The sequence below is a fragment of the Corynebacterium sp. CNJ-954 genome (assembly GCF_001942345.1).
Taxonomy (GTDB): Bacteria; Actinomycetota; Actinomycetes; order Mycobacteriales; family Mycobacteriaceae; genus Corynebacterium.
On record NZ_MKKI01000033.1, the window covers coordinates 146,060 to 168,393 of the forward strand.

At 67.4% G+C, this 22,334-nt stretch carries 16 protein-coding genes, 1 tRNA gene and 1 pseudogene; 4 read left to right on the forward strand and 14 right to left on the reverse strand.

Features of this window, described 5'->3' with window-relative positions:
* Window positions 1–37 precede the first annotated feature (37 nt).
* Genes BJF89_RS10615 through BJF89_RS10635 form a run of 5 tightly spaced genes read right to left on the reverse strand, consistent with a single transcriptional unit; the run spans window position 38 to window position 6,690 of the window.
* Window positions 38–1,195: a hypothetical protein gene (locus BJF89_RS10615; RefSeq protein ID WP_075814686.1), complete on the reverse strand. Its 1,158-nt coding sequence runs from the start codon at window positions 1,193–1,195 to the stop codon at window positions 38–40.
* Between the two features lie 56 nt (window positions 1,196–1,251).
* Window positions 1,252–2,163, reverse strand: a complete 912-nt coding sequence (locus tag BJF89_RS19580; RefSeq protein WP_075814688.1) for a CpsD/CapB family tyrosine-protein kinase — start codon at window positions 2,161–2,163, stop codon at window positions 1,252–1,254.
* Window positions 2,164–2,195: 32 nt separating this feature from the next.
* Window positions 2,196–3,983 carry a YveK family protein gene (locus tag BJF89_RS18250; protein ID WP_255372597.1) on the reverse strand — a complete coding sequence of 596 codons (1,788 nt, stop codon included), beginning with the start codon at window positions 3,981–3,983 and terminating at the stop codon, window positions 2,196–2,198.
* Window positions 3,955–5,070, reverse strand: coding sequence for a glycosyltransferase (locus BJF89_RS10630; RefSeq protein WP_075814693.1), 1,116 nt, complete (start codon window positions 5,068–5,070; stop codon window positions 3,955–3,957). The genes BJF89_RS18250 and BJF89_RS10630 overlap by 29 nt, the downstream gene beginning before the upstream one ends.
* Window positions 5,071–6,690, reverse strand: a complete 1,620-nt coding sequence (locus BJF89_RS10635) for a sugar transferase (RefSeq protein ID WP_075814695.1) — start codon at window positions 6,688–6,690, stop codon at window positions 5,071–5,073.
* Between the two features lie 66 nt (window positions 6,691–6,756).
* Between BJF89_RS10635 and BJF89_RS19585 the strand changes: the two genes are divergently transcribed.
* Both BJF89_RS19585 and BJF89_RS10640 read left to right on the forward strand, forming a co-directional pair.
* Window positions 6,757–6,885: a hypothetical protein gene (locus tag BJF89_RS19585; RefSeq protein WP_255372598.1), complete on the forward strand. Its 129-nt coding sequence runs from the start codon at window positions 6,757–6,759 to the stop codon at window positions 6,883–6,885.
* A gap of 77 nt (window positions 6,886–6,962) precedes the next feature.
* Window positions 6,963–8,645: an MFS transporter gene (locus BJF89_RS10640; protein WP_255372599.1), complete on the forward strand. Its 1,683-nt coding sequence runs from the start codon at window positions 6,963–6,965 to the stop codon at window positions 8,643–8,645.
* 7 nt (window positions 8,646–8,652) lie between these two features.
* On the opposite strand, the gene BJF89_RS10645 is transcribed toward BJF89_RS10640, so the two are convergent.
* Together BJF89_RS10645 and BJF89_RS10650 are read right to left on the reverse strand one after the other, a co-directional pair.
* Window positions 8,653–9,393, reverse strand: a complete 741-nt coding sequence (locus BJF89_RS10645; RefSeq protein WP_075814699.1) for a DsbA family oxidoreductase — start codon at window positions 9,391–9,393, stop codon at window positions 8,653–8,655.
* Window positions 9,394–9,628: 235 nt separating this feature from the next.
* A pseudogene (locus tag BJF89_RS10650) lies at window positions 9,629–13,263 on the reverse strand (bifunctional proline dehydrogenase/L-glutamate gamma-semialdehyde dehydrogenase).
* Window positions 13,264–13,443: 180 nt separating this feature from the next.
* Here BJF89_RS10650 and BJF89_RS10655 point away from each other — a divergent pair.
* Complete coding sequence (locus BJF89_RS10655; RefSeq protein ID WP_075814701.1) at window positions 13,444–14,913, forward strand: GntR family transcriptional regulator; 1,470 nt, start codon at window positions 13,444–13,446, stop codon at window positions 14,911–14,913.
* Between the two features lie 72 nt (window positions 14,914–14,985).
* Here the strand turns inward: BJF89_RS10655 and BJF89_RS10660 are convergent.
* Window positions 14,986–15,059, reverse strand: a tRNA-Gly gene (locus BJF89_RS10660).
* Window positions 15,060–15,163: 104 nt separating this feature from the next.
* Here BJF89_RS10660 and dcd point away from each other — a divergent pair.
* Window positions 15,164–15,775 (forward strand): dCTP deaminase, encoded by a 612-nt coding sequence (gene dcd, locus BJF89_RS10665; RefSeq protein WP_075814703.1) that lies wholly within the window; start codon window positions 15,164–15,166, stop codon window positions 15,773–15,775.
* Window positions 15,776–16,105: 330 nt separating this feature from the next.
* Here dcd and BJF89_RS10670 read toward each other — a convergent pair whose 3' ends face one another.
* The 6 genes from BJF89_RS10670 to BJF89_RS10695 form a co-directional block, all read right to left on the reverse strand.
* Window positions 16,106–17,320 carry a lipase family protein gene (locus BJF89_RS10670; protein ID WP_083650655.1) on the reverse strand — a complete coding sequence of 405 codons (1,215 nt, stop codon included), beginning with the start codon at window positions 17,318–17,320 and terminating at the stop codon, window positions 16,106–16,108.
* Between the two features lie 33 nt (window positions 17,321–17,353).
* Window positions 17,354–18,076, reverse strand: a complete 723-nt coding sequence (locus BJF89_RS10675; protein WP_075814707.1) for a response regulator transcription factor — start codon at window positions 18,074–18,076, stop codon at window positions 17,354–17,356.
* Between the two features lie 26 nt (window positions 18,077–18,102).
* Window positions 18,103–18,348, reverse strand: a complete 246-nt coding sequence (locus tag BJF89_RS18605) for a hypothetical protein (protein ID WP_139311991.1) — start codon at window positions 18,346–18,348, stop codon at window positions 18,103–18,105.
* 33 nt (window positions 18,349–18,381) lie between these two features.
* Window positions 18,382–19,674 (reverse strand): sensor histidine kinase, encoded by a 1,293-nt coding sequence (locus tag BJF89_RS10685; protein ID WP_075814711.1) that lies wholly within the window; start codon window positions 19,672–19,674, stop codon window positions 18,382–18,384.
* A gap of 12 nt (window positions 19,675–19,686) precedes the next feature.
* The gene (locus BJF89_RS10690) at window positions 19,687–20,988 is read right to left on the reverse strand and encodes a pyridoxal phosphate-dependent aminotransferase (protein ID WP_083650656.1); all 1,302 of its coding nucleotides are present in this window, start codon (window positions 20,986–20,988) and stop codon (window positions 19,687–19,689) included.
* Window positions 20,989–21,080: 92 nt separating this feature from the next.
* Complete coding sequence (locus BJF89_RS10695; RefSeq protein ID WP_075814714.1) at window positions 21,081–22,226, reverse strand: hypothetical protein; 1,146 nt, start codon at window positions 22,224–22,226, stop codon at window positions 21,081–21,083.
* Between the last annotated feature and the right edge of the window lie 108 nt (window positions 22,227–22,334).

The following is a 22,334-nucleotide window of genomic DNA, read 5'->3' on the forward strand; positions in this document are numbered from 1 at the left end:
GCATAGAGGACCCGCTTGTTTTTCTCAGAGGAGCACCTCACCGCACCGGCCGCAACGCAATCACCAGGAAAGCTACCGCGGCAAGGGTCTGCACCACCACGATGCCGCCCAGCAGGACGGCGCCCGAGGTCGCCAACAGGACGACGAGAGGGACGAGGCGTCCGACCGACCACAGGAGGAACCCCCTGTCGTGGCCTTTCATCAGGGGGATCTTCACCGACAGGTTCGTCGCCAGCGACGCCACGCAGAACACGGCGGTCGCGGCGAGGACCAGGGGGGTCAGGGCATCGTCCTCCGGCAGGGAAAAGACCAGCGCCCCGGTCTGGATCGCGGCGCACACCGCGCCGAGCAGCAGGCCGCCGACGGCACAGACCCGGCACCAGCGTCGGGTGACGGCGGCGTCACCCTCCCGGATCGACGCAGCGATCTTCGCCTCCAGCGACGGGGCGATGACCTGCTGGGCGAGGGACCCGAAACCACCGGTGAGGCGCACGACGACCGCCCAGATCTCCTGGTACTGGCCCAGGAACGGGGTGAGGAACCCCTGGATCTGGAAACCGCACTCCGACAGCAGCGTCGCACCCGTGGCCCGCGACGAGACGACGAGATAGCCGCGGTGTTCCCGGTCCAGGAGCCGCGGTAGGTCGCGGACGAACACCGTGACCACCCGGTTACGGGTACGGGTCACGATCAACACGGCACCCACGAGCGGGTTCACGATCGCAGCGACGATGAGGCCGGCCTGGAACGGGGCGACGAACACCACCACGACGGTCACCAGGACGTTGACCACCCCGTAGACCAGCCGGGCAGTGGAGTAGACGTCCATCCGCTGTTCCTGGGTCGCCACGGCGACGGCCATGAGGTAGACCCCGTTCGAGATGACGAGCAGCGCCGTCCACCCGGCCACGGCCGCTGTTCCGGGCACACCGACGGTGGTCAGGATGCCGGCGACACCCGCGCACACCAGTGTGGTCGACAGCAGTGCACCCAGGGACACCGAGGTCGCGGTGCGCCGCACCGGGTCCGCCAGCGTGAGATACCGGCTGTGGAACCCGAGGACCGAGGTCCGGGACAGCACCGTGGCGAGCGCCAACGGCAGCATCAGGTAGGCCAGTTGTCCGGTCTCCTGCCCGATGATCGGCAGGAGCATCGCCAGGAAGTTCAGGCCCTGGCCGATCAGTGCGGGGCCCATGCGTACCACCGACGACAGCCGACCGGTCAGGGACGGACGGGACGGGCGGGAAGGACTCAGCGGTCCGCTCCCACCGTCTCCCTGGAGGCGGCGTCCGATGAGTCGGCAGCGTCGACCCCGTGCCGCGCCGGCTGGGCCGCAGGCTCCGACGCCGTCGCTGCCTGCGAGGAGCGCTGGACGGCGGCCGCGGTGTTTCCGTAGCCGTAGCCGTTGCGGTAGTAGCCCTTGCCCTCGGACTTCGGGGTCATGGTGAACACGGTGCCCAGGACGTGGGCGCCGACCTGGGTGAGGTTACTGGTGGTCCGGGTGAGCTGGTCGACGGTGGTGTCACCGTGGCTCACGGCCAGGATCAGACCGTCGACGGCGGAGGACACCAGGGCGGCGTCGGTCACCGGGATCACCGGAGAGGCGTCGACGATGACGTAGTCGTACCGGGCGTCCAGATCGGTCAGCACGTCGCGGAAACGCCGGGAACCGAGGAGCTCGGCGGGGTTCGGCGGCTGAGGACCGGAGGTGACCACGGTCAGCCCGTCGCGACCGGACTCCTGCACGATGTCGTCCACGCCGGCGGCACCGGACAGGACGGTCGACAGCCCGACCTCGGACTGCAGGTCCCCACCGAGGTAGTCGGCGACGCGGGGGCGACGCAGGTCCGCGTCGACGAGGCACACCCGTTCACCGTCGTCCGCCAGGGCGAGGGCGAGGTTCGTGGCCAGTGTGGACTTGCCTTCACCAGGCATGCCGCTGGTGACGGCGATGACCGTCGGCGGGTTGTCGACGTCGAGGAATCGCAGGTTCGTGCGCAGCTCGCGGAACTGTTCAGCGGCGATCACCGGTGCCGCGGCGAAGTCGAGGACATGGGAGCCCGCGGACCCGGAGAGGTTGTCACTGGTGCTGATCGTGCCGATCGCCGGTGCACCGACGATGTCGGCGATCTGACGACGGTCACGGATCCGGTTGTCGGTCATGCCGCGTACGACGGCCGCGACGAGGCCAAGGATCAGCCGGCGCCGGCACCGATACCCACGTTCTGCAGGATCTTCGGTGAGGACGGCGCATCGGGGGTCAGCGCATCGTTCAACGGTGCCAGCTGGGGTGCGCTGGACGGCCCGTCGGGTGCGGTGGTGGTGTTGAGCTCGGCGACCATGGCGGTCAGCTGGGCGGCCGCGGAGTTGGCGAGGTCACGGGCCTCCTCGGCGTCCCCCGCCACGGCGTTGATGTTGAGGATCACCGTGTCGCGGTTGGCTCCGGCGGTGAGCATCGAGGCGACCTCCGCCGGGCTCTGGTCGAGCCCGAGGTCCCGGGCGACGCGCTCACCGAGCGCGCGGCTGGTGGCTATCTCGGCGTAGGTGCCGACCTGGCTCTGGCTCAGCAGCGTGCCGCGGTAGGCGTCGGTGGAGTTGCCGGTGTTCGCCGCGCCGACGTACAGCTGCGAGGTTGCGGTGTACTGCTTGGTCATCAGGGCGGACGCGCCCCAGCCGAGGAGGCCGCCGATGACGGCACCCACGATGAGCATCCAGAACGACGTGCGCAGGTACCCCAGGTAGGTGGCCAGATGGTTCTGTTCTGAAGGGGAGGAGGGGGTGGTCATGGGGATCCTTTTCTGGTTGGTGTGTTCTGTCTGTTGCGTCCGGTACTTCTCCATGAGCGCGACGGCACCCACGATCAGCGGCACCATCGGGGTGGCGTGGCGTAGCGCTGACCCCCAGTCCGGCTCGAAGAGCCCCTGGACCACGAGGAAGGACAGGGGCACCGCGGCGAAGCGGGCCATCATCCGGCGGTCACGGGCCGGGATACGGTGGCGGTCAGTGCCGTGGGCGCGTGTGGTGGCCGTCGCCGCAGCCACCGCGCTGATCCAGATCAGGGCGAAGAGGAGACCGATCACCAGGTAGTACGGGGAGAACTTCGCGGCCATCGGCAGCGGGACGATGAAGAACATCGTGGTCAGCACAACATTCACCACACCGCCGAAGGGCTCAGGCAGATCAATGAACCGCCCGATGATCGACCCGGTCACGGCCTGCCGGGCCTCACCCTCGTTCACCGCGGTACGGAAGTAGTCGGCCGGATCGCCGGTACCGATCCAGACCGCCAGCCCGGCGAGGGCGCTCAACAGGGCCAGGATGCGCAGCACCCGCCAGGGCGTGGCGGTGATGCGGCGTCCCGAGACGGTGGTCCGTCGGGCCAGCAGGAGCCGCAGGACGACGTAGATGACCGCGACGATGGACCAGTACGTCCGGTACTCGGTGCCGAGCAGGGCGAGCGCGGCGACGACCACGATCTCCCCGGCCAGGTTCACCGGCATCAGCACGATCACGATCATGCCCAGGGAGATCAGGATCTCCTTGGTGTAGGTCGCCTGGTACAGGCCGATGAGTACCGGGGTTGCCAACGCCAGGACCAGCGATATCCTGCCGGCGTGCACCCCGCCGACACGCACGAGCACGATACCCAGTGCTGTCGATCCGATCACCGCACCGAACACCGAGGCCGCGGTCGGTGCGTCCTCCATGCCGAGGGCGGTGTAGAAGTGCGCGATCACCGAGTACGAGCCGTAGCCCAGGTCCATCGCACTGAACGGGGAGGTCATGATCTCCCGGATGGTGCCGGCGTCATTACCGAAACCACCGAAGCGTCCGGTGATCGTGGCACGGGCCACCAGACCCACGACCACCGCCACCGTGCCGAGCAGCACCGCGACGAGCAGTGGCGAGTTCAATGGCGAGTTCCGGGGCGAATTCCGGGCGGTGGTCAGCGGGCTACGCCCGGCGTCTGAGCTTCTGCGCATATGTCCTCCTTCCTGTGATTTCGAGCGCCAGCGAGTAGGCCTCCGTGAGTGCCGCATGCTGGCGTTCGGGGGTGTGGGATTCGTCGAGACCGGCCCAGTGCGACGGGTCGCGGCGGTCCCGCAGGATCGCCACCGCCTTCGCCGCCGCGTCCTGCGGAGAGTCGAACCGGGCGGTGGCGGGGCACTCCCGCAACGCGGGGATGTCGCGCACCAGCAGCGGGACGCCGACCCGGCGAGCTTCGAGCACCGCCATGGGGAATCCGTCCCACCGGGTGGTGTGCAGGACCAGGGAGAGCCCGGCGACCTGTCGGCGTAACTCCTCTCCGGACAGCCATCCGGTCACCTCCACACCGGCGGCGGTGAGTACGTCGACCAACGAGGTGCCCTTGCCGTCCCCGGCGCCGACCCACACGAACCGTGCCTCGGGGATCTGCCGACGGATCAGTCGCGCGGTCTCGGCGAAGAACGCCGGGTCACGTTGCGGCGTCACCCGGGAGACCACGCCGACGACCGGGCGCGACACGTCCTGCGGGGGCGACCAGCTTCCCGGCACCGCCGGGTGGTCGTCCATCAGGGCGTTGGGCACGACGACGACAGGTGTCCGGCCCAGGCCGACCATCAGCTCGCCCTCCCACTGCGCGCAGGACGCGCCGACGGTGGTCAACGGGTGCAGGGAGCGCTCCATCGCACGAAACGCCCGGCGCTTCCACCGGGGGATGTCGGCACGTTCGAAAGCGAAGCTGTGCGGGGTGTAGACCACGGGCCGTGCCGGGCGTCCCGGGGTGACCAGGTCGAGTGACCGGGCGACCCGGGTGTAGGCCCCGGCGAAACTCGAGTGGGCGTGCACCACGTCGGGACGGTGGTCGGCGACGGCCCGGCGGACAGCCGTCACCGCGGAGGCGGGGGAGGACGGAAGTTGCTCGTCCACGGCGAAGGCGCCGGGGGAGCGGACCGCGGTCGGTGCGGTGCTGCGGGCGTTGTTGGCCAGCAGCAGGTGGCGGTACTCCGGGGTCAGCCTGGCGTACTGGTTGACCGCGGTGGCCACCCCACCGTCGAAGCAGTCGGTGACATGCAGGATGGTGGTCATCTAGTAAGCCCCCCTCGACAGGACGACCGCGCGGACGGTCTGCAGGATGGTGCGGATGTCCAGCATGAGCGACCAGTTGTCCACGTAGTACAGGTCCAGTTTCTCCGCCTGGGCGGGGGTCAGGTCTGAGCGGCCCGAGACCTGCCACAGTCCGGTGATGCCGGGCCGGACCTCCATGCGCATGCGCATGTCGTCGCCGAAGGCGTCGACCTCGTGCTGCAGGTGGGGACGGGGCCCCACGACGCTCATCGTGCCGAACAGGGCGTTGACGAACTGCGGGAGCTCGTCGATGCTGGTCTTCCTGATGAACTTGCCGACCTTGGTGACCCGCGGGTCGTCCTTCATCTTGAACAGGCCGTCGGCGCCGACCTCCTCGCGGAGCTTCTGCAATCGTTCCTCGGCGTCGGTGTGCATGCTGCGGAACTTGAAGATCCGGAACGACTGACCGCGGTAGCCGATGCGGTCACTGACGTAGAACACCGGGCCGCGGTCCTCCAGTTTGATCGCCAGTGCCGTGACCGCCAGGATCGGTGAGACCGCCACCAGGGCGAATGCCGAGACGGCGATGTCGAAGAGCCGCTTGGACAACCCGTTGGCCGCGTTGAACCGGGGTCGGTCCACGTACAGGGTGTGGCTGGGGCCGAACGGGACCACGTTCAGCCGGGTGCCGGCGATGCCCTCGATCATCGGATCGAGGTAGAGACGCATGTTCAGCCGGTCCAGGTGCCAGGAGAGCCGACGCAGGTTGCGGTGGCCGAAGTCCGCCAGGGAGGCGACCCACACCGCGTCACAGTTGTAGCCGGCGGCGGTGGCCACGAAATCCTCGTTGGAGAAGGACTCGTCGATGCAGATGGAGTTGATCGGGACGTCGCCGGTGTCGGCCAGTTTGTCTCGGTTGTGCGGGTCGGTCACCAGGATCGCGTGGATCCAGCCTGGATCGCCGGCGCGTCCTGTCTTTCCTGTGCCCGTGGCGTCCCGTGGTGTGTTGTTCTCGTGCCACGAGGTGCACAGCAGTTTGTTGATGTCGGCGACATTGCCGATCACCAGGAACTGGCGCTGCAGGTCCGTCCGGAACCGGGAGGTGTACCGGCGTGACAGGTGACGGGTGACGGTCATCAGCACCAGGCCGGCCGGCAGCGCCATCAACGCGAACTGGCGGAACAGGCCGTAGTTCGACAGGGCGTCCACGCACGCCAGGACCGCGAAGTAGAACAACGACCCCTTGAGCACGTACTCCCGTCCGATCGACGGGAACGCCCGTGCCTGGTGGCTGTACCCACGGCAGACGGCGATCGCGACCACCCAGCACATCGTCAGCAGTGAGGTCATGCCGAGGCTGCGCAGGGAGAAGAACTCCTCCACCAGTGCCCAGCCCAGAGGCTTCCACAGGTAGAGGCTCAGTGCATTGGCCAGGAATGTCGCCGCGAAGACCGCGAGCGCGTCGGACACGATGAAGTACCACTTGCGCTGCAGGTGACGGTCCTGACGTCGGTCCAAGGCATGCGAGATGCGCTGGACGCTGGTGCCCCCGCCGTGGTGGCGGGAGGAACCGGCGGATGTATCCGGAGACGTGTCGGGGGACGGAGGTGAGGGGTCAGTTGATGCTTTTCCGAGGATCACGGTGAATCACTTTGTTCGGCCCGAAGCAACGGCGACGGGCAGTGGAGAGAGGGGAGAGGGTGAGGGGTGAGTGAGAATCTGAGGGAGGAGAAGAGGGAGGGAGGAGAGCGAGAGGAGAGCGAGGGGAGAGACGGGGAGAGGGGAGAGGTCGGAGGAGAGGTGTATGTGTTGCTCGTTGGTCATGCTAACCACTAATGGTCGGTCTGGCTACCGGAGAGGCTCTCAGGGAGATCCGACAGGGGTGACGATTTCTCCTCCGATACAGTTAGGGGATGACTGCGAACTCCCCGGCGCCCTCTGCAGTGGACCTCCGAACGAATCTCCGACGTTCCGCAGGCCGACACCGGCTGCCAGCCCCGCGTCCCGTGGGCTGGAGCCTGACCGTGGCGGCACTGTCGACGGTGATGATGACCATTGACATCACCATCGTCCTGGTGGCTCTGCCGGCGATCACCACGGACCTGGGCCTGTCACTGTCCGGAGCCCAGTGGGTCATCAACGCCTACAGCCTGACCTTCGCCTCCCTCATGCTCGCCGCCGCGAGCCTGTCGGACATCATCGGACGACGACGGATCTTCCTCATCGGCCACGTCCTGTTCCTCGGCGCCTCGGTCGGTTGCGTCCTGACCGGGACGGAAGCAGGGATCATCGCCTTCCGCGCGCTACAGGGTGCCGGCGGCGCGCTGGTATTCGGGACGTGTACCCCACTGCTCGCCGACGCCTTCGACCCTGCCGACCCGGGGTCCTCGGCGAAACGCACCCGGTCGGTCGCGGCGATGATGGGCATCGGTGGTGCCGCCAGCGCCTTCGGCCCCCTGGTCGGCGGTGCACTGGTGGAGACCGGCACCTGGGAGTGGATCTTCGCGATCAACATCCCCATCGGCATCTTCGTCATGGTCGCCACCATCGTGTTCATCCCCGACCTGCACCGCGAGGAGCGGGAAGCCCGTCGTGCTGTCCGGCAGAGCAGTGCTGACGGGGGCACCGGGACGTCCGGGGCACTGCGGGGTGCGCGGATATCGCCGTGGGCGATGGTACTCATCATCGTCTCGCTGGTGCTGGTCAACTACGGCATCATCGACGGGCAGGAGCAGGGGTGGACCAGCGAGATCATCATCGCCTCACTGGCCGCCGGTGTGCTGCTGTTCGCCGCGCTGATCCTCTTCGAGCTGTCCAAGCGGGACCGGGCGATGGTCGACTTCCGGCTCTTCCGGATCCCCTCTTTCGCGACGGTCACCTTCAACGCCTTCGCCTCGCGCATGTTCAGCTTCGGCATGATGCCCTTCATCATCCTGTGGCTCGCCGGGCAGCTGGAACTGTCCGCCCTGGAGATCGGCTACGTCTCCAGTGCCCTGGCGGTACCGATGGTGGTGTTCTCCGCGGTGGGGATCGCTCTGGTGCGGTGGGTGCCGGTCGGTGTGGTCCAGGCGGTGGGCATGCTGGTCGTCGCCGGCGGGCTGATGCTTGGCCTGGTGATGGACGTCGACTCCGGCTGGGCGGACCTGCTGCCGATGTACCTGGTGCTGGGTGCCGGCACCGGGCTGATGCTGCCGCACGTGATGTCCCTGGCGGTGGCGGTCGTGCCGTCCGAACGCACCGGCATGGCCACCGGACTGGCGAACACTGCCCTGCCGTTGGGTACCGCGTTCGGTGTGGCGGTCTACGGGGCCTACCTCTCCGACCGCGTCAATGCGGGTATCGACGGCATGCAGTTCCCGCCCGGGATGCCACCGGCGATGGAGAGTCAGCTCCGCGACGCCGCCGAGGGCGGCCTGTTCCAGCAGATTGCGCAACGCTCGCCGGAGTTCGCCCGCGAGGCACTCGGTTTCTTCATCGACGGACTGCACGGCATCTTCATCATCGCCGCTGTCCTCGCGGTGATCGGCGCGCTCGCCAGCCTGATCTTCATCCGCGGCAAGGACGGCACCGGACGCAAGAAGCAGGAGCAGGCGTAGTCCCGAGCTACAGCTGGCAGCCGTCCGGGCCGCAGGATGCGTCGTCCCGGGCACCGGAGACAGTCGGGAGGGAGGTCGGTGCGGGGTGCGAGCGTTCCCATTGCTGTTCCAGCGCGCGGCTGAACACCTCGACCGGTTGCGCGCCGGGCACGGCGAGCTCCATGTCGAGTACGAAGGTGGGGACGGAGTTCAGTCCGAGGGACGCAGCCCGTCGGACGTCCGCCTCCACGGCGGGGATCCATGATCCGCTCTGCAGCTCGGCGGCGATGTCGTCGGCGTCCAACCCTGCGGCGACGCCGATGCGCGTCAGGACGTCCGTCGAACCGATGTCCTCACCGTCCTCGAAGTGGGCCCGGAACAGGGCCTCCTCCACGGTGTCCACGGTGTCGGTGGCGCCGGTGGCGGCCTTCTCCTCTGATTCCTTCGCCAGCTGGATCAGCTGGTGGGCCTTCATGGAGTTGGCGACGACCAGAGTGTCGAAGTCGTAGTCCAGTCCCTCTGCGGCGGCCTGTTCGGTCACGTGGCCGAACATCTGCCGGACCTGGTCGACCGGCATTCCCTTGGAGGCGGCGAGATACTCGGCCTCGGAGCGGTCGTCATGCTCCGGCAGCGACGGGTCGAGCTGGTAAGAGTGCCAGGTGACTGTCACGTCGTCACGGTGCGGGAAGGCTGCGAGGGCGGACTCGAACCGGCGCTTGCCGATATAGCACCAGGGGCAGGCGACGTCAGACCAGATATCGATGTTCACTGCCTGTTCAACGCGGATGTCCGGGCGGCTATTCCGCGGTGGTGTGGTGGTGCGGTGGTGTCGACGGCGCAATGGCGCGACCGTCGGTCGGTCATCTGGTCGGTCATCGCACCCCATAATCAGCTTATTCTGAAAAAGCCCCAGGTCAGCTTTGGAGAAGCTGCTTCTGGGGTGCGAAAAGTGCGCGGACCGGGGGTAAGCCAGGGATCAGCCCCCGGGCCGGTGACGCAACGGTCTACCCGCGCCGGATCTCGTCGGCGAGCGCGTGGAACTCGGTGCTCGGGTTACCGAAGCGGTGCAGCGTCATGGACACGGCCTGCTCCTTGAGCCACAGGCGCAGCTCGACCCGTCCGGACGCGGTGACCTCGTCGTTGAGCAGGCACACCTCGGGACGGTCCGCCAGCTTCTCCAGCGTCTCCGGGTTCCGCGTGCCGATCACACGCACCCGGGCACCGACGCCGTCGTCCAGCACACCGGCCGACAGGCGGGTGGCGAAGGAGTCGTCGTCTGCCGTGACGACGGGGGTCGGCTGTCCGCCGACGCCGAGACGCACCGAGGCGGCCAGCACGTCGGAGACCTCGGAGCTCACGGCGGGGTCGACGACCACCCGCACCGGGGATCCGGCGCGGTGGGCGGCGAGGACAGCCCGGGCGACCTCGACGGGGCGGGCGTCCGCGCTGATCCGCAGCACCATGTGGGCGGGGCGGTAACGGAAGATGTTCGCCTCGGCGGTCAGGCCGGTGACGTCCCGAGGGGTACCGAACTCGGCCTCCCAGGCGGCGATGTCGGAGCGGGCCGCCTCAGCGAGCCATGCGGCGTCGGCGTCGGACAGGGCACCGTTGCGCTGCAGCTCGGCGATGTACCCGTCGACGGGGCCGGACCCGGTGGGGGTAGCAGCCGAGGAGGATGCGGGTGCGGTGGTGTCGTCGGACCAGTTGCCCATGAGCATCACGTAGTTCGGGCCACCGGCCTTGGAACCCAGACCCACGGAGGACTGCTTCCAGCCGCCGAAGGACTGGCGCTGCACGATCGCGCCGGTGATGCCGCGGTTGACGTAGGCGTTACCGACCTCGATGCGCTCCACCCAGGTACGGACCTCGGCGGGGTCCAGGCTCTGGATACCGCCGGTCAGACCGAAGTCGGTGGCGTTCTGCAGGGTGATGGCCTCGTCCAGGTTCTCGGCCTTCATCAGGCCCAGGACGGGGCCGAAGACCTCGGTGAGGTGGAAGAACGAGCCGGGCTTCACGCCGTCCTTGATGCCGGGGGACCACAGTCGACCGGAGTCGTCGAGCTGGCGCGGCTTGAGCAGCCAGCTTTCACCGTCCTCCAGGGTGGTCAGGGCGCGCTCGAGTTTGTCGCTGGGCAGCTCGGTGAGCGGGCCCATGTCGGCGCGCATGTTGGTGGGCCAGTCGATGATCATCGACGACGCGGCGTCGACGAGCTGACGACGGAAGCGCTCGGAGGAGTACACGCTGCCGACGAGGATGCCCAGGGAGGCGGCCGAGCATTTCTGGCCGGCGTGGCCGAAGGCGGAGTACACCATGTCGGCCACGGCGAGGTCGCGGTCGGCGGCGGGGGTGACGATGATGCCGTTCTTGCCGGACGTCTCGGCGTTGATCTTGAGCTCGGGACGCCAGGACTCGAACATCGCGGCGGTCTCGGAGGCACCGGTGAGGATCACGCGGTCCACCGACGGGTGGCTGACGAGGGTGCGTCCGGCCGTGCGGTCGGCGGGGTAGACGCCGCGGAGGACCTCGCGTGGCACGCCGGCGTCCCACAATGCGTCCAGGATGGCCATGGAGCAGTGCGGGGTGGGCTTCGACGGCTTGTGGATCACCGCGGCACCTGCGGCGAGGGCGGCGAAGGTGGAGCCGGCGGGGATGGCCAGCGGGAAGTTCCACGGCGGGGTGACGAGGACGACCTTGTCCGGGGTGAAGCGGGCGTTGTTGACCTCCTCGAGCTCCAGTGCGTAGTGCGCGTAGTAGCGGGCGAAGTCGATGGCCTCGGAGATCTCGGTGTCCGCCTGGGAGACGGCCTTGCCGACCTCGGCGGCGGCGATGGAGATCAGGTGGCCGCGTCGGGCGGCGAGCAGGTCCGCGGTGCGGTAGAGGATGGCGGCGCGTTCGGCGGCGGGCAGGGCGGCCCATTCGGCGGAGGCGTCGCGGGTGGAGGTGACCAGGGAGTCGATCTGCTCGTCGGCGACGATCTCCGGGGCGGTCTGGGCATCCAGCCAACCGTCCTTGGCCGAGGTGGCGATGGCGTCCACGGCCCACTGCTGGTTCGCAGGCAGGGACGGGTCGGTGTCGGGTTCGTTGTCGAAGACCGGGAGGCCGTCGGTGTAGGACGCGGCGAGTTCGTCGGAGGACGGCTCGACCTCGGCGCCGCGGTCCTGGCGGTGGTTCGGCAGCGGGGCGGTGTAGCCGTCGGCGCCGAGGATCTCGGACAGGTCACCGAGGGACGAACGGAAGCGGGCCTCCTCGCGCCGGAAGATGTCGTTGCCGGGTTCCAGGTCGAAGATGCCGGACATGAAGTTGGCGCTGGCGGCGTTCTCCTCGAGACGACGCACCAGGTAGGAGATGGCGACGTCGAACTCCTGGGGGCGCACGGCCGGGACGTAGAGCAGCAGCTGTCCCACGTCGGAGCTCACGGCGTCGGCCTGCTCGGTGGCCATTCCCTGCAGCATCTCGAACTCGACGCGGTCGGTCACGCCGCGCTTGACGGAGAGCAGGTGGGCGAAGGCGATGTCGAAGAGGTTGTGTCCGGCGACACCGAGGCGCAGCCGCGCATGTTCTCGGGGTGCATCGTCCAGTCCAGGACGAGCTTGTAGTTGGCGTCGGTGGCCTGCTTCGAGCCGCAGGTGGTGACGGGCCAGTCGGCGACCTCCGCGTGCACGGTCTCCATGGCCAGGTTGGCGCCCTTGACCAGGCGGACCTTGATGCCGGCGCCACCGTCGGCGACGCGCTGGTCGGCGAAGGCGGAGAGCTCCTGGATCGCGCCGAGGGCGTCGGGCAGGTAGGCCTGCAGGACGATGCCCGCCTCGAGGTTCTTCGTCTCCGGCAGGCTGAGCAGGCGACGGAAGACGGCGATGGTCAGGGCGAGGTCGCGGTACTCCTCCATGTCCAGGTTGATGAACTTGGAGCCCTCGGGGGCGCGGGCGGCTTCGATGTAGAGCGGGGTCAGACGCTCGACGATGTAGTCGACGGTCTCGTCGAAGCCCCAGAGGCTGATCCGGGAGGCGATGGAGGACGCCTTGATCGAGACGTAGTCGACGTCCTCGCGGGCGAGCAGGCGGCGGGTCTCTTCGAGGTGGTGGTCGGCTTCCTTCTCGCCGAGCACGGCCTCGCCGAGGAGGTTGATGTTGAGGCGGTGGCCACCGGCGGTGAGCTCGGCGACGGCCTTACCGAGCTTGTTGTCGCGGGCGTCGACGATCATGTGGCCGACCATCGAGCGGATACGCTGGCGGGCGGCAGGCACCACGACCTGTGGGATGACAGGAGCCAGAGCGGAGCCCATCTTGATCTGGGCCTTGTCCAGGGCGCTGAGCGTGTCGGGCATGATGGCGCCGAGCTCGGAGAGTGCGCGACCGGCGGCGCGCTGGTCCTCGGTGCGGACGACACGGTCGACGAAGCCGACGGTGAAGTCGAGGCCGTTGGGGTCCGAGAGGACCGCGGAAAGACGCTCGGCGGACGGGTTCGCCTTGACCTTCGAGTTCTTGCTCGCGTTGAGCCAGGCGGTGACCTTGGCGACGGCGGCGTCGGCGAGGGATCCGAGGTGGTCGGCGGAGACACCGGTGCTTCCGGCTGCTGCGCTCGCCTGGGAGCCTGTCGTGGTGGTCGTTCCCTTGTCAGCTGCGGGTTTCGCGGTCGTCATGGTTGTCCTCCTCGGATGCTTTCTTGATCGATGTTGTTCATGGTGACGTGCCTGTGCTGCCACTGATACTGGTCGAGTATCGGCGTATCGCCCCCATCGTCGGCAGTGCCAGTTACGGCAGGAGAGACACTTTGAGTCAAAAATCGGTAAACGGCGGTGAAGGTGTGGCAGGATGTGCTTATGGGTACCGGTTCCCCCGCTGAGATTCAGGAGACGTCGCCGCCCCGGGGGAGGCCCCGGGTTCAGGAGGTGGCGGACGAGGTCGTCGCCGGTGTTCTGGCGACGGCGGGGCCGCGGGTCGGTGGCCGTGACTACTCCACCCGCCGCATCGCGTTGATGACGGGGCTGAGTCAGCCGGTGGTCAGTCGTGCGATGCGCCGGATCCGGGCGGGCTCGGATGACACGACGGCGGTGGTGGTGCCGACCTCCGGTGACTTGTGGATCGTCGGTTTCCGGGTCGAGTACCCGCGCGTGACCCTGCTTTTCGAGGAACGCGATGGTGTGGGTGAGGGCGATGGTGAGGCTGCTCAGGACGGTGTCCGTAGTGGTGAGCGGCAGGCGTCGGAGCGCCGTGCGACGTCGTTGATGGCTGCGCTGCGGGTGGCGGGTGTGTCGGGGTGGCCGCAGAGTCAGGCGACGTTCGATGCCGGTGATGAGAGCCTGCCGGCCGGGGTTGTCCGCGTTATGTGGGAGCCGGGCGGTCAGAGTTGGGACGGCTTCCTCGGTCAACTCTCCGCGGTCCTGGACGCGTGTGTTCCGACTGTGGATGCGATCCCCGGCGACCTGCTGGCGCAGTTGTCCGTCGCCGTCGGGCACGGGCTGCACGGGTTGCAGTGGGAACGTACCCGGGGAGGTACTGCCGGGGGCCGTCGGACGAAAAATGACCCGGATTTTGACTCGAATTACTTATCTCTTGCGGAGTATCCCCCGCCCTCCAACGCCCGGACGGAGGCGACACCGAGACATCTTCAGAATGAAATATCGGTCACCGAGCAGATCGCCATCGCCCTGCGCAAGGAGATCATGAACGCCGGATTCCGTCCCGGCGACCGGGTGACGAGTACCCGCTTGGCGAACCACCTGGAGATCCCGCGGTCGGCAGTGCGGTCGGCCATGCGACGTCTGGTGGATGACGGGCTGCTCACCGCGACCGGGGGGACGTTCGCGCTTCCACTGGTTACCGGCAGCGACATCATTGACCTGTATGCGGCGCGACTGCAGGTCGGGCGCGTCCTGCTGCGTGCGTGCTCGGGGCGATCCCGCCAGCAGATGTTGGCCCCGCAGCTGGCACTGCGGGCGGTGGTGGCTGCCGCGGAGCACGGTTCGGCGTCCGACGTGGACCAGGCGGACCTGCATTTCCAGCAGACGCTGGCCGATGCCAGTGGTCTGCCGCAGTCGTCCCGCGTCTTCCATGCGCTCACCCTGCGGTTGCGCATGTTCATCTCGGTGCTGCAGTTGGACTACACCCCTGCGGTGCAGCGCATCGTGGGGGACGACCGGTACATCCTCAATGCCCTGTTGTCGGGCAACGTCGACGGTGCGCTGCGGGTGTGGCGGGCGAAACTGGACAATGCGGTGCGGCACATGGTCCATGTGTCGCCCACGACGTTCGACCCGGCGCTGTGGGAACGGCTGGTGGGGGAGGCGTAGCGGGGCTCCGTGCCCCCGGCGATAAGTTAGAGGGCACCTCCGGACTTTCCGGAGGTGCCCTCTGAACTGCTGTGGAGCCGATGACGGGAATCGAACCCGCGTATTCAGCTTGGGAAGCTGATGTTCTACCATTGAACTACATCGGCGCTTGTGCTTCGGCGGTCGCGCTTTCGCACTGCCGATGACTTTAACACAGTCCAGCGGCGGGGTGAGACAACGGGGTGGCAGCTGGTCCGCTAGGGTAAGTGACGTGCTTCTTTCCGATCGAGACATCCGCGCAGCCCTCGGTTCAGGTGACCTCGCCCTGGACCCGTTCGACCCGACCCTGATCCAGCCGTCGAGTATCGACGTGCGTCTCGACCGGTACTTCCGGGTGTTCAACAACTCCCGTTACACACACATTGATCCGCGCCTGCCGCAGGAGGATCTCACCACCCTCGTCGAGGTCGGCGACGGAACCGGTGAGGACGGAACCGCCGTCAGCGACGGTGGCGTCGCCGCCGAGGCGTTCATTCTGCACCCCGGCGAGTTTGTCCTCGGGTCCACGCTGGAGTTGGTGACGGTGCCGGACAACCTCGCCGCACGTCTGGAGGGCAAGTCCTCGCTGGGGCGTCTCGGGCTCCTCACCCACTCGACGGCCGGCTTCGTGGACCCGGGGTTCACCGGTCACATCACCCTGGAACTGTCGAATACGGCGAACCTGCCGATCGCCCTCTACCCGGGCATGAAGATCGGACAGCTCGCATTGTTCAACCTCTCCAGCCCGGCCGAGGCACCTTACGGTTCCGGCCCGTTGGGCTCGAAGTACCAGGGCCAGCGCGGGCCGACGCCGTCGAAGGCCTACCTGAACTTCCGGAAGTAGCCCGGGCAGGAGAGCTGAGGGGCGGTTCGCGTCGTCCCCCGTCCGACGACGGTGGTCGGTGACCGGGCAGAGCAGACTCTCCACACACACCTCGCCCGGCGAGCATCGCTGCTGCCGGGGGCGGGGGCGTGACGTTTCAAGAGGAGAATGCTCAGCTGCCGTATACGGGTCCTTTCGCCGGGTGCCGTCGTTGCGACGGTCGGTTCACGTGCGTTGGCTCCGGTGACCACCGTGATCTCGGTGTCTCAGTGGCCTCCGAAGGCGCTGACATTCAATCTACGAACCGAGGATTAAAGATCCATGGGAACGCGGTGCGGTGTCGCTGGGGGGTCACTGGCGTGATGGTACCGATGGCGCCGCTGTCTTCGCTGTCGCTCCTGTGGCGAAATCCAGGGCCTGGGGCAGGCCGTCCGTCCATCCGGCGTGCCCGGCGGGATCCCTGTCCACCCGGTAGGTCACGTCCTGGCCGTTCGCTCTGGCCTTCCCCACGAGGTTATTCGTGTACGGCATCGGTGAAACGGTGTCGAATGCCTGCTGGTAGATGAAGACGGGTGCATCCCACCCGGAGGTCGGGAGGTTGAGATGGCGGACAAGCGCACCGCGGAGTGGTCCGTCCGAGAGCGGTTTCGTGACCATGTCACCGAGGGTGGTGGAGCCGATTTCTTCTGCCATCTCAAAGTAGTTGAGTTCTTCGGCGGAGTTGACGATCTCCCGTCCTCTGTCAGTGAGGTAGTCGTCGAGGGGGAAGTCGGGATCGGCGGCGCGGAAACCAGCCAGCACGTATCCGACGTACGTCATCAGGTCGGGTTGGCTGATCTGCATCCACGGCGCAACCCTGGTGATTTCGTCGGCGACACCGGCAGGGACGCCACCAGCAGTGGCGGCGGCGAGATGGAGTTCGGGGGCGTAATCACTGACCATCGATGCGGCGGCCACTGACGCATGACCCCCCTGGGAGTACCCGTTGGTGACGAACGTGGTGGAGACGTCGGAGGTGATAGTGTTCGCCGCCCGCACAACGTCGATCATCGCAGCCCCGGCACTGTGCGTGTTCAGGTACGGGTGGACCCCGTCGGTGCCCAGCCCCACGTACTCAGGGGCGGCGACAGCGAATCCGGCATCCAGCCATTCGGCGAGATACTGGTCACCGGAATTCCCCTCACCGACCCATCCGGTGTAACTGACGTTCTTGTCTCCTAATCCCTGGGTACCGTGGCCGTAGGCGACGACCGGCCATCCGCCGTCCGGCGCGGGGCCGTCGGGCAGGTAGAGGGTGCCGAGGCTGGTCGCCGCCCCACCGTCGGGACCGGACGTCGTGTACTCGAACACCCACCCGCGGGAGGCGTGGGTGAGAACGAGCTCCTCGGGAAGATCGTCGACCCTGACGATGCTGCCGGTCCTGCCCTCCACACCAGGCTGCCCGGGGTCAGGGAATGCGGCCCCTGCTGTTGCGGGCGCTGCTCCTGCGGTCCCCAGGAACACGGCAAGGATCAGCGCGGCAGGTGCGGTAGCGATACGGCCCCGTGGGCGGTGGTGGGACGTCATAGGACGGATATTAGCCCGCACACCGCCCTGGGGTTACCGGACGTCGTCGGGACGGAAGCCAGCCTCGACCGCCAACACCGCGAGCTGCACGCGGGTGGACGCACCGAACTTGCCGAGCAGCTGGGAGACCTGCTTCTTCACCATGCTCGACGATCGTCCGGTCTTCCGGCTGATCTCGGCATTGGACAGGCCGATGCACAGCAGCGACAGGATCTTCTCCTCCGAGGCGGAAAGACGGGGCAGCTCCGGTGACACCGTCCGGCCCAGTGGCGGTTCCGGTGCGGTTGAAGGACGGGCTTCGTGCACCTCCGGCGTGAGATGCCGCACCAGGTTCGATGCCGGTTGTGGACTGACCACAGTTCCGCCGCTGGCGGTGGCGAGCACGGTGTCGATGATGAACTCGGGACGCGAACTCTTGAGAATGTAGCCCCGACCGCCCTGCGCGAGCACCGAGAGCATCGTCTCCTCCTCGTCGAGCGCTGTCATCGCCACGAACACCGGGGGATCCGGGAGTGCGCGGACGTGGTTGAGCAACTCCACACCGTCCATACCGGGCAGGTGGATGTCGGCCAGGACGACGTCAACGGGGGTGTCCCCGGCGCAGTTCGTCAGGATCTCGAGCGCTTCGGGACCGGTGGATGCTTCGCCCGCCACCTCGATGGGCTCACCTGCAGGCGATCCGAAGTAGAGGCGTAGGGAAGAAAGGACGAGAGGATCATCGTCCACGATCAGCAGGCGGACACGGGGAGAGGGCATATCAGGCAGGGTGCTGGTGGAGTCTCTCAGCGTTTACGGCACCACGGAAGGTTGGGCTGGTACTTGCAGCTGAAGATGTCGGAGATCGACCGTTTGGAGTCGACCCAGGAGGATGAGAGGGGCGCGGAGACGGACGACGGGGCCGGCGATGATCCAGAGGCGTTCGTCGTGACGGACTCCGCGGAGGAGACCCCGGTCGACAGCCCTGCAGTGAGCGCGACAGTGGTGGCCGCCAGGAGAAGACGACGGCCGTGAGCAGGCAAAATTGACATAGGTGCTCCTAGGATTGGCGTGAGGGGTGATTATCAAGATTTGATAACAACTATAGGCAGTCGGAGGGTGGTACGCCAGAAGAGGGCGTCCGATCCCCCCACCGTCGCCGTGCCCTCAGGCGTCACGCTGCCCGTTCGCTCACTGGGGGTGGCCACGCCAGCCTCCACCGTACCCCCGGCCTTCGCGGCCCTCGTCCGCATGGAGTCCAGACCCATCCCGCTGGACAGCACGTCGTCCCGGATCACCCCGTCGCGAGAGTGGACAGGGTTGGTCATGGTGATCACGACGTCGTCGTCCTGCACGTGGCAGCCCAGGTAGACCGTCGAGTGAGGGAGGGCGTGCTTCGCCGCATTCGACGTCATCTCGGTGAGCACCTTGACCGCGGTATCCCGGTCGATCCAGGGGCCCGCCGAGGCGTCATGCATCTCTCCGGGGTCGGGCGCATTCACCATCGCGGTGACATCCGGTGGCAGGTCGATGGTCGAGCACACCTTCAGCGAGTGTGCCTCGAGTTCCTGTGCCGCCCTGGCGACGGCGACGTCGAGGGGTGGGCCGGCGACCCGGGTCCGGAAACAGGCGCGGGTCGGATTCTCGTTGAGCAGTTGCAGCATCGTGCGCAGGTTGGACAGGGCCTCTCTCGACGACTCCGAGATGTGCTCGAGCCCCTGACGGTGGTTCGTTCCACCGTCCGGCGGGAGCAGGGTGAGAGCCTGGGCCTGCATCACCACACTGGTCAAGGACGTGGCGACAGAGTCGTGCAGTTCGCGGGCGAGTTCCAGGCGTTGCTGACGCTCCTGGGCGGCGAGAGAGCGCCGGAGCTTCTCGCGTTGGCGGCCGTGGTTCGCCCGTGACCAACCGATCATGTAGGCCGCGACGAGGACCAGGGCGACGATGGTCAGTGCCGCCACATCGGTGGTCAGTGACATGTCCTGGGCGTCGACCGCGGACAGGACCCAGTGCGTGAACGCCAGAGACCCGCCGAGCAGGATCTGCCCACTGGCAGTCACGATCTCCACGATGAGCATGGTGAAGAAGATGGAGTACACGGGTACGACGTCGTCGAAGACGAACGTCGCCAGGACGAGCAGGAGCGAGAGCATCGAGGCGGCGACGGGGAATTTCGCGGCACCGCCGACGAGCACCAGTGTCAGGCAGGCGACCACGGCCGTGCCGACAGGAACGGTGTCCGGGATCTCCAGCAGCTCGAACAGGGTGAGGGCCGCGGCCAGGACCGTCTCGATCACGCCCAGCTGCGTGAGCCGACGGGTCCGGAGGAAGGAGAGCAGCCGGCGGGGACGGTGAGGCGTCCGGGAACTGGCGTTCACGTCAGGGGCGTCCTACTGCCTGTAGGAGGACAGGAAGTTCCCCAGCCGGTCGATCGCCTCGGCGAGGTCCTGCTTCCACGGCAGGGTGACCACGCGGAAGTGGTCGGGGGACGGCCAGTTCATGCCTGTGCCCTGCACCATCTGGATCTTCTCGGAACGCAGCAGGTCGAACATGAACTGCTCGTCGTCGTGGATCTCATGGACCTCGGGGTCGATCTTCGGGAAGGCGTACAACGCGCCCATCGGTTTGACCACACTGATGCCGGGGATCTCGTTCAGCTTCGTGTACGCGGTGTTGCGCTGCTCCAGCAGCCGTCCTCCCGGCAGGACGAGGTCGTCGATCGACTGCCGCCCCGACAGCGCGACCTGGATGCCGTACTGGGCGGGAACATTGGCGCACAGACGGGTCGACGCCAGCAACGTCAGCCCCTCGATGAAGCCCTTCGCGTGTTCCTTCGGCCCTGTGATCACCGCCCACCCGGCCCGGTAGCCGGCGACCCGGTAGGCCTTGGACAGGCCGTTGAAGGTAATGCAGAGCAGGTCGGGGGCCAGCGACGCAGTATTCACGTGCACGGCGTCGTCGTAGAGGATCTTGTCGTAGATCTCGTCGGACAGCAGCAGCAGGGAATGTTCGCGGGCGATGTCGACGATCTTCTGCACGACCTCGCGGCTGTACACCGCGCCCGTGGGGTTGTTCGGGTTGATGATCACGATCGCCTTGGTGCGCTCGGTGATCTTCGACTCGATGTCCTCGATCGACGGGGCCCAGTCGTCTTCCTCGTCGCAGAGGTAGTGCACCGGCTTCCCGCCGGACAGGGTGGTCGCCGCCGTCCACAACGGGTAGTCCGGCGCAGGGATGAGCACCTCGTCGCCGTCGTTGAGCAGGGCCTGGGTGGTCATGGTGATCAGCTCGGAGACGCCGTTCCCGATGAACACGTCGTCCATGTCGAACGCCGGGAAGTCCGGGACGACCTCGTACCGGGCGACGATCGCACGACGGGCGGAGGGGATGCCCTTCGACTGGGAGTACCCCTGCGCGTACGGCAGGGCGGCGATCATGTCCTGCACGATCGTGTCGGGGGCGTCGAAGCCGAAGGCTGCAGGGTTGCCGGTGTTGAGCTTGAGGATGCGGTGACCGTCCGCCTCCATCCGCTCGGCCTCGGAGTTGACCGGGCCGCGGATCTCGTAGAGGACGTTCTGGAGCTTCGTCGACTGGTCCAACGGGCGTGGCTGCCGGGGCGCGCTGTGCCCGGCGAGTCCGCTATGACCACCGTGACCGTCGGGCTCCTGCGCGTTCTTTTCTTCAGTGCTCATTCCAGCAATTGTGCCAGTCGCCCTGCCGCCGTGACAGTCGACCGTCCGAACTCGCCGGAATCAACCGTGTAGGTCAACCCTGATTCGGGTGGTCACTCCCCGGCGCCGTCTCCTTCACCGGTTCCGGGTCCGGTGTCACCGCCCTCGGTGCCGCCTTCGTTACCACCGGTATTGCCGCCGTTGTTGCCGCCGGTGCCGTTGCCGCCGCCGTTGTTACCGTCGCCGCCAGTCCCGCCACCCGGGGTGGTCTGGTTGCCGCCGCCGGTGTTGCCGTTACCGCCGTTGTTCCCACCGTTGCCGTTGTTGCCGGAGTTTCCACTGTTTCCACTGTTTCCACTGTTCCCGCCGTTACCGGGGTTCTGCTCACTCGGGGCCGGTGACTGGGAGGAGGGGGCGGACTCCTCCGACTCCTCCGGGGTGGCGGGGGTGTACTCCTCGGGCTCGTTGTACTCCGGCTCGTAGTAGTAGTCGCTGCCCGCGCTGTTGTCGGGCTCTGCGGTGGGGATCGACTTGTTCGAATCCCAGGCCTCTGGGCGATGGTAACTGGGGACGACGCTGGAGTAGGGGGAATGCCGCTCTTCACCGTCGCCGGTGCGCATCAGTGCGACAGCCGTGGCTGCGCCGATGACGGACAGTCCCAGCCCGATGACGAGGATCCAACCCCACGTGGGGAACCGTGCGAACCAGGGATGCGAGCCGTTGCCCGGCGGTGGGCCGTCGGAATCCCCTCCACCACCGGTGGCGGGGGTGGACGCCGAGGAGGCTCCGTCTCCACCTGCACCTGCGCTGGCACCGGCGTCAGCGCCGACTGCCTCGGAGGCGCCGGCGGTCGGGATGACGGTGGTGGCGGTATCTTCCTTGCTTTCGCTGAGCTTCTGCTCGTGTTCGGAAATGCGGTCGTCGTTGACGATCGGGATGATGCCGGTGACCTCAGGATCGCGGGCGGAGCCCAGCGGTTCCCCGTCGTCGGTCACCTCTGTCGATTCGGCGTCGATGACCTCCCGGTCACCGTCGGGCCCGGTGGTGCCGTGTGTGTCGCCGGAGGAGTCGACCTCGGCGTCGTATCCCTCGGCCCCGTCGAGGCCGCCGGAGCTGCCCGCCGGTGCTCCCGTGGAACTGCCGTCGGCTCCCGCCGTGGCGTCCTTGGAACCCATGGAGAACTCGGTGTCCTCGAACGCGTCAGTATCGCGCGGGAGGTCATCGCCATGGTGGCGGTGGGGGTCTGAGGGGTTGCTCATCTGGTCTCTTCGTCTCGTCACACGGTTCTGCGCCGTGCTGTATGGCACCGGCGCACGGAACGGTCCGGTCTATTCTAGCCCCCGAGGACTATCACACTAATCCGCGGC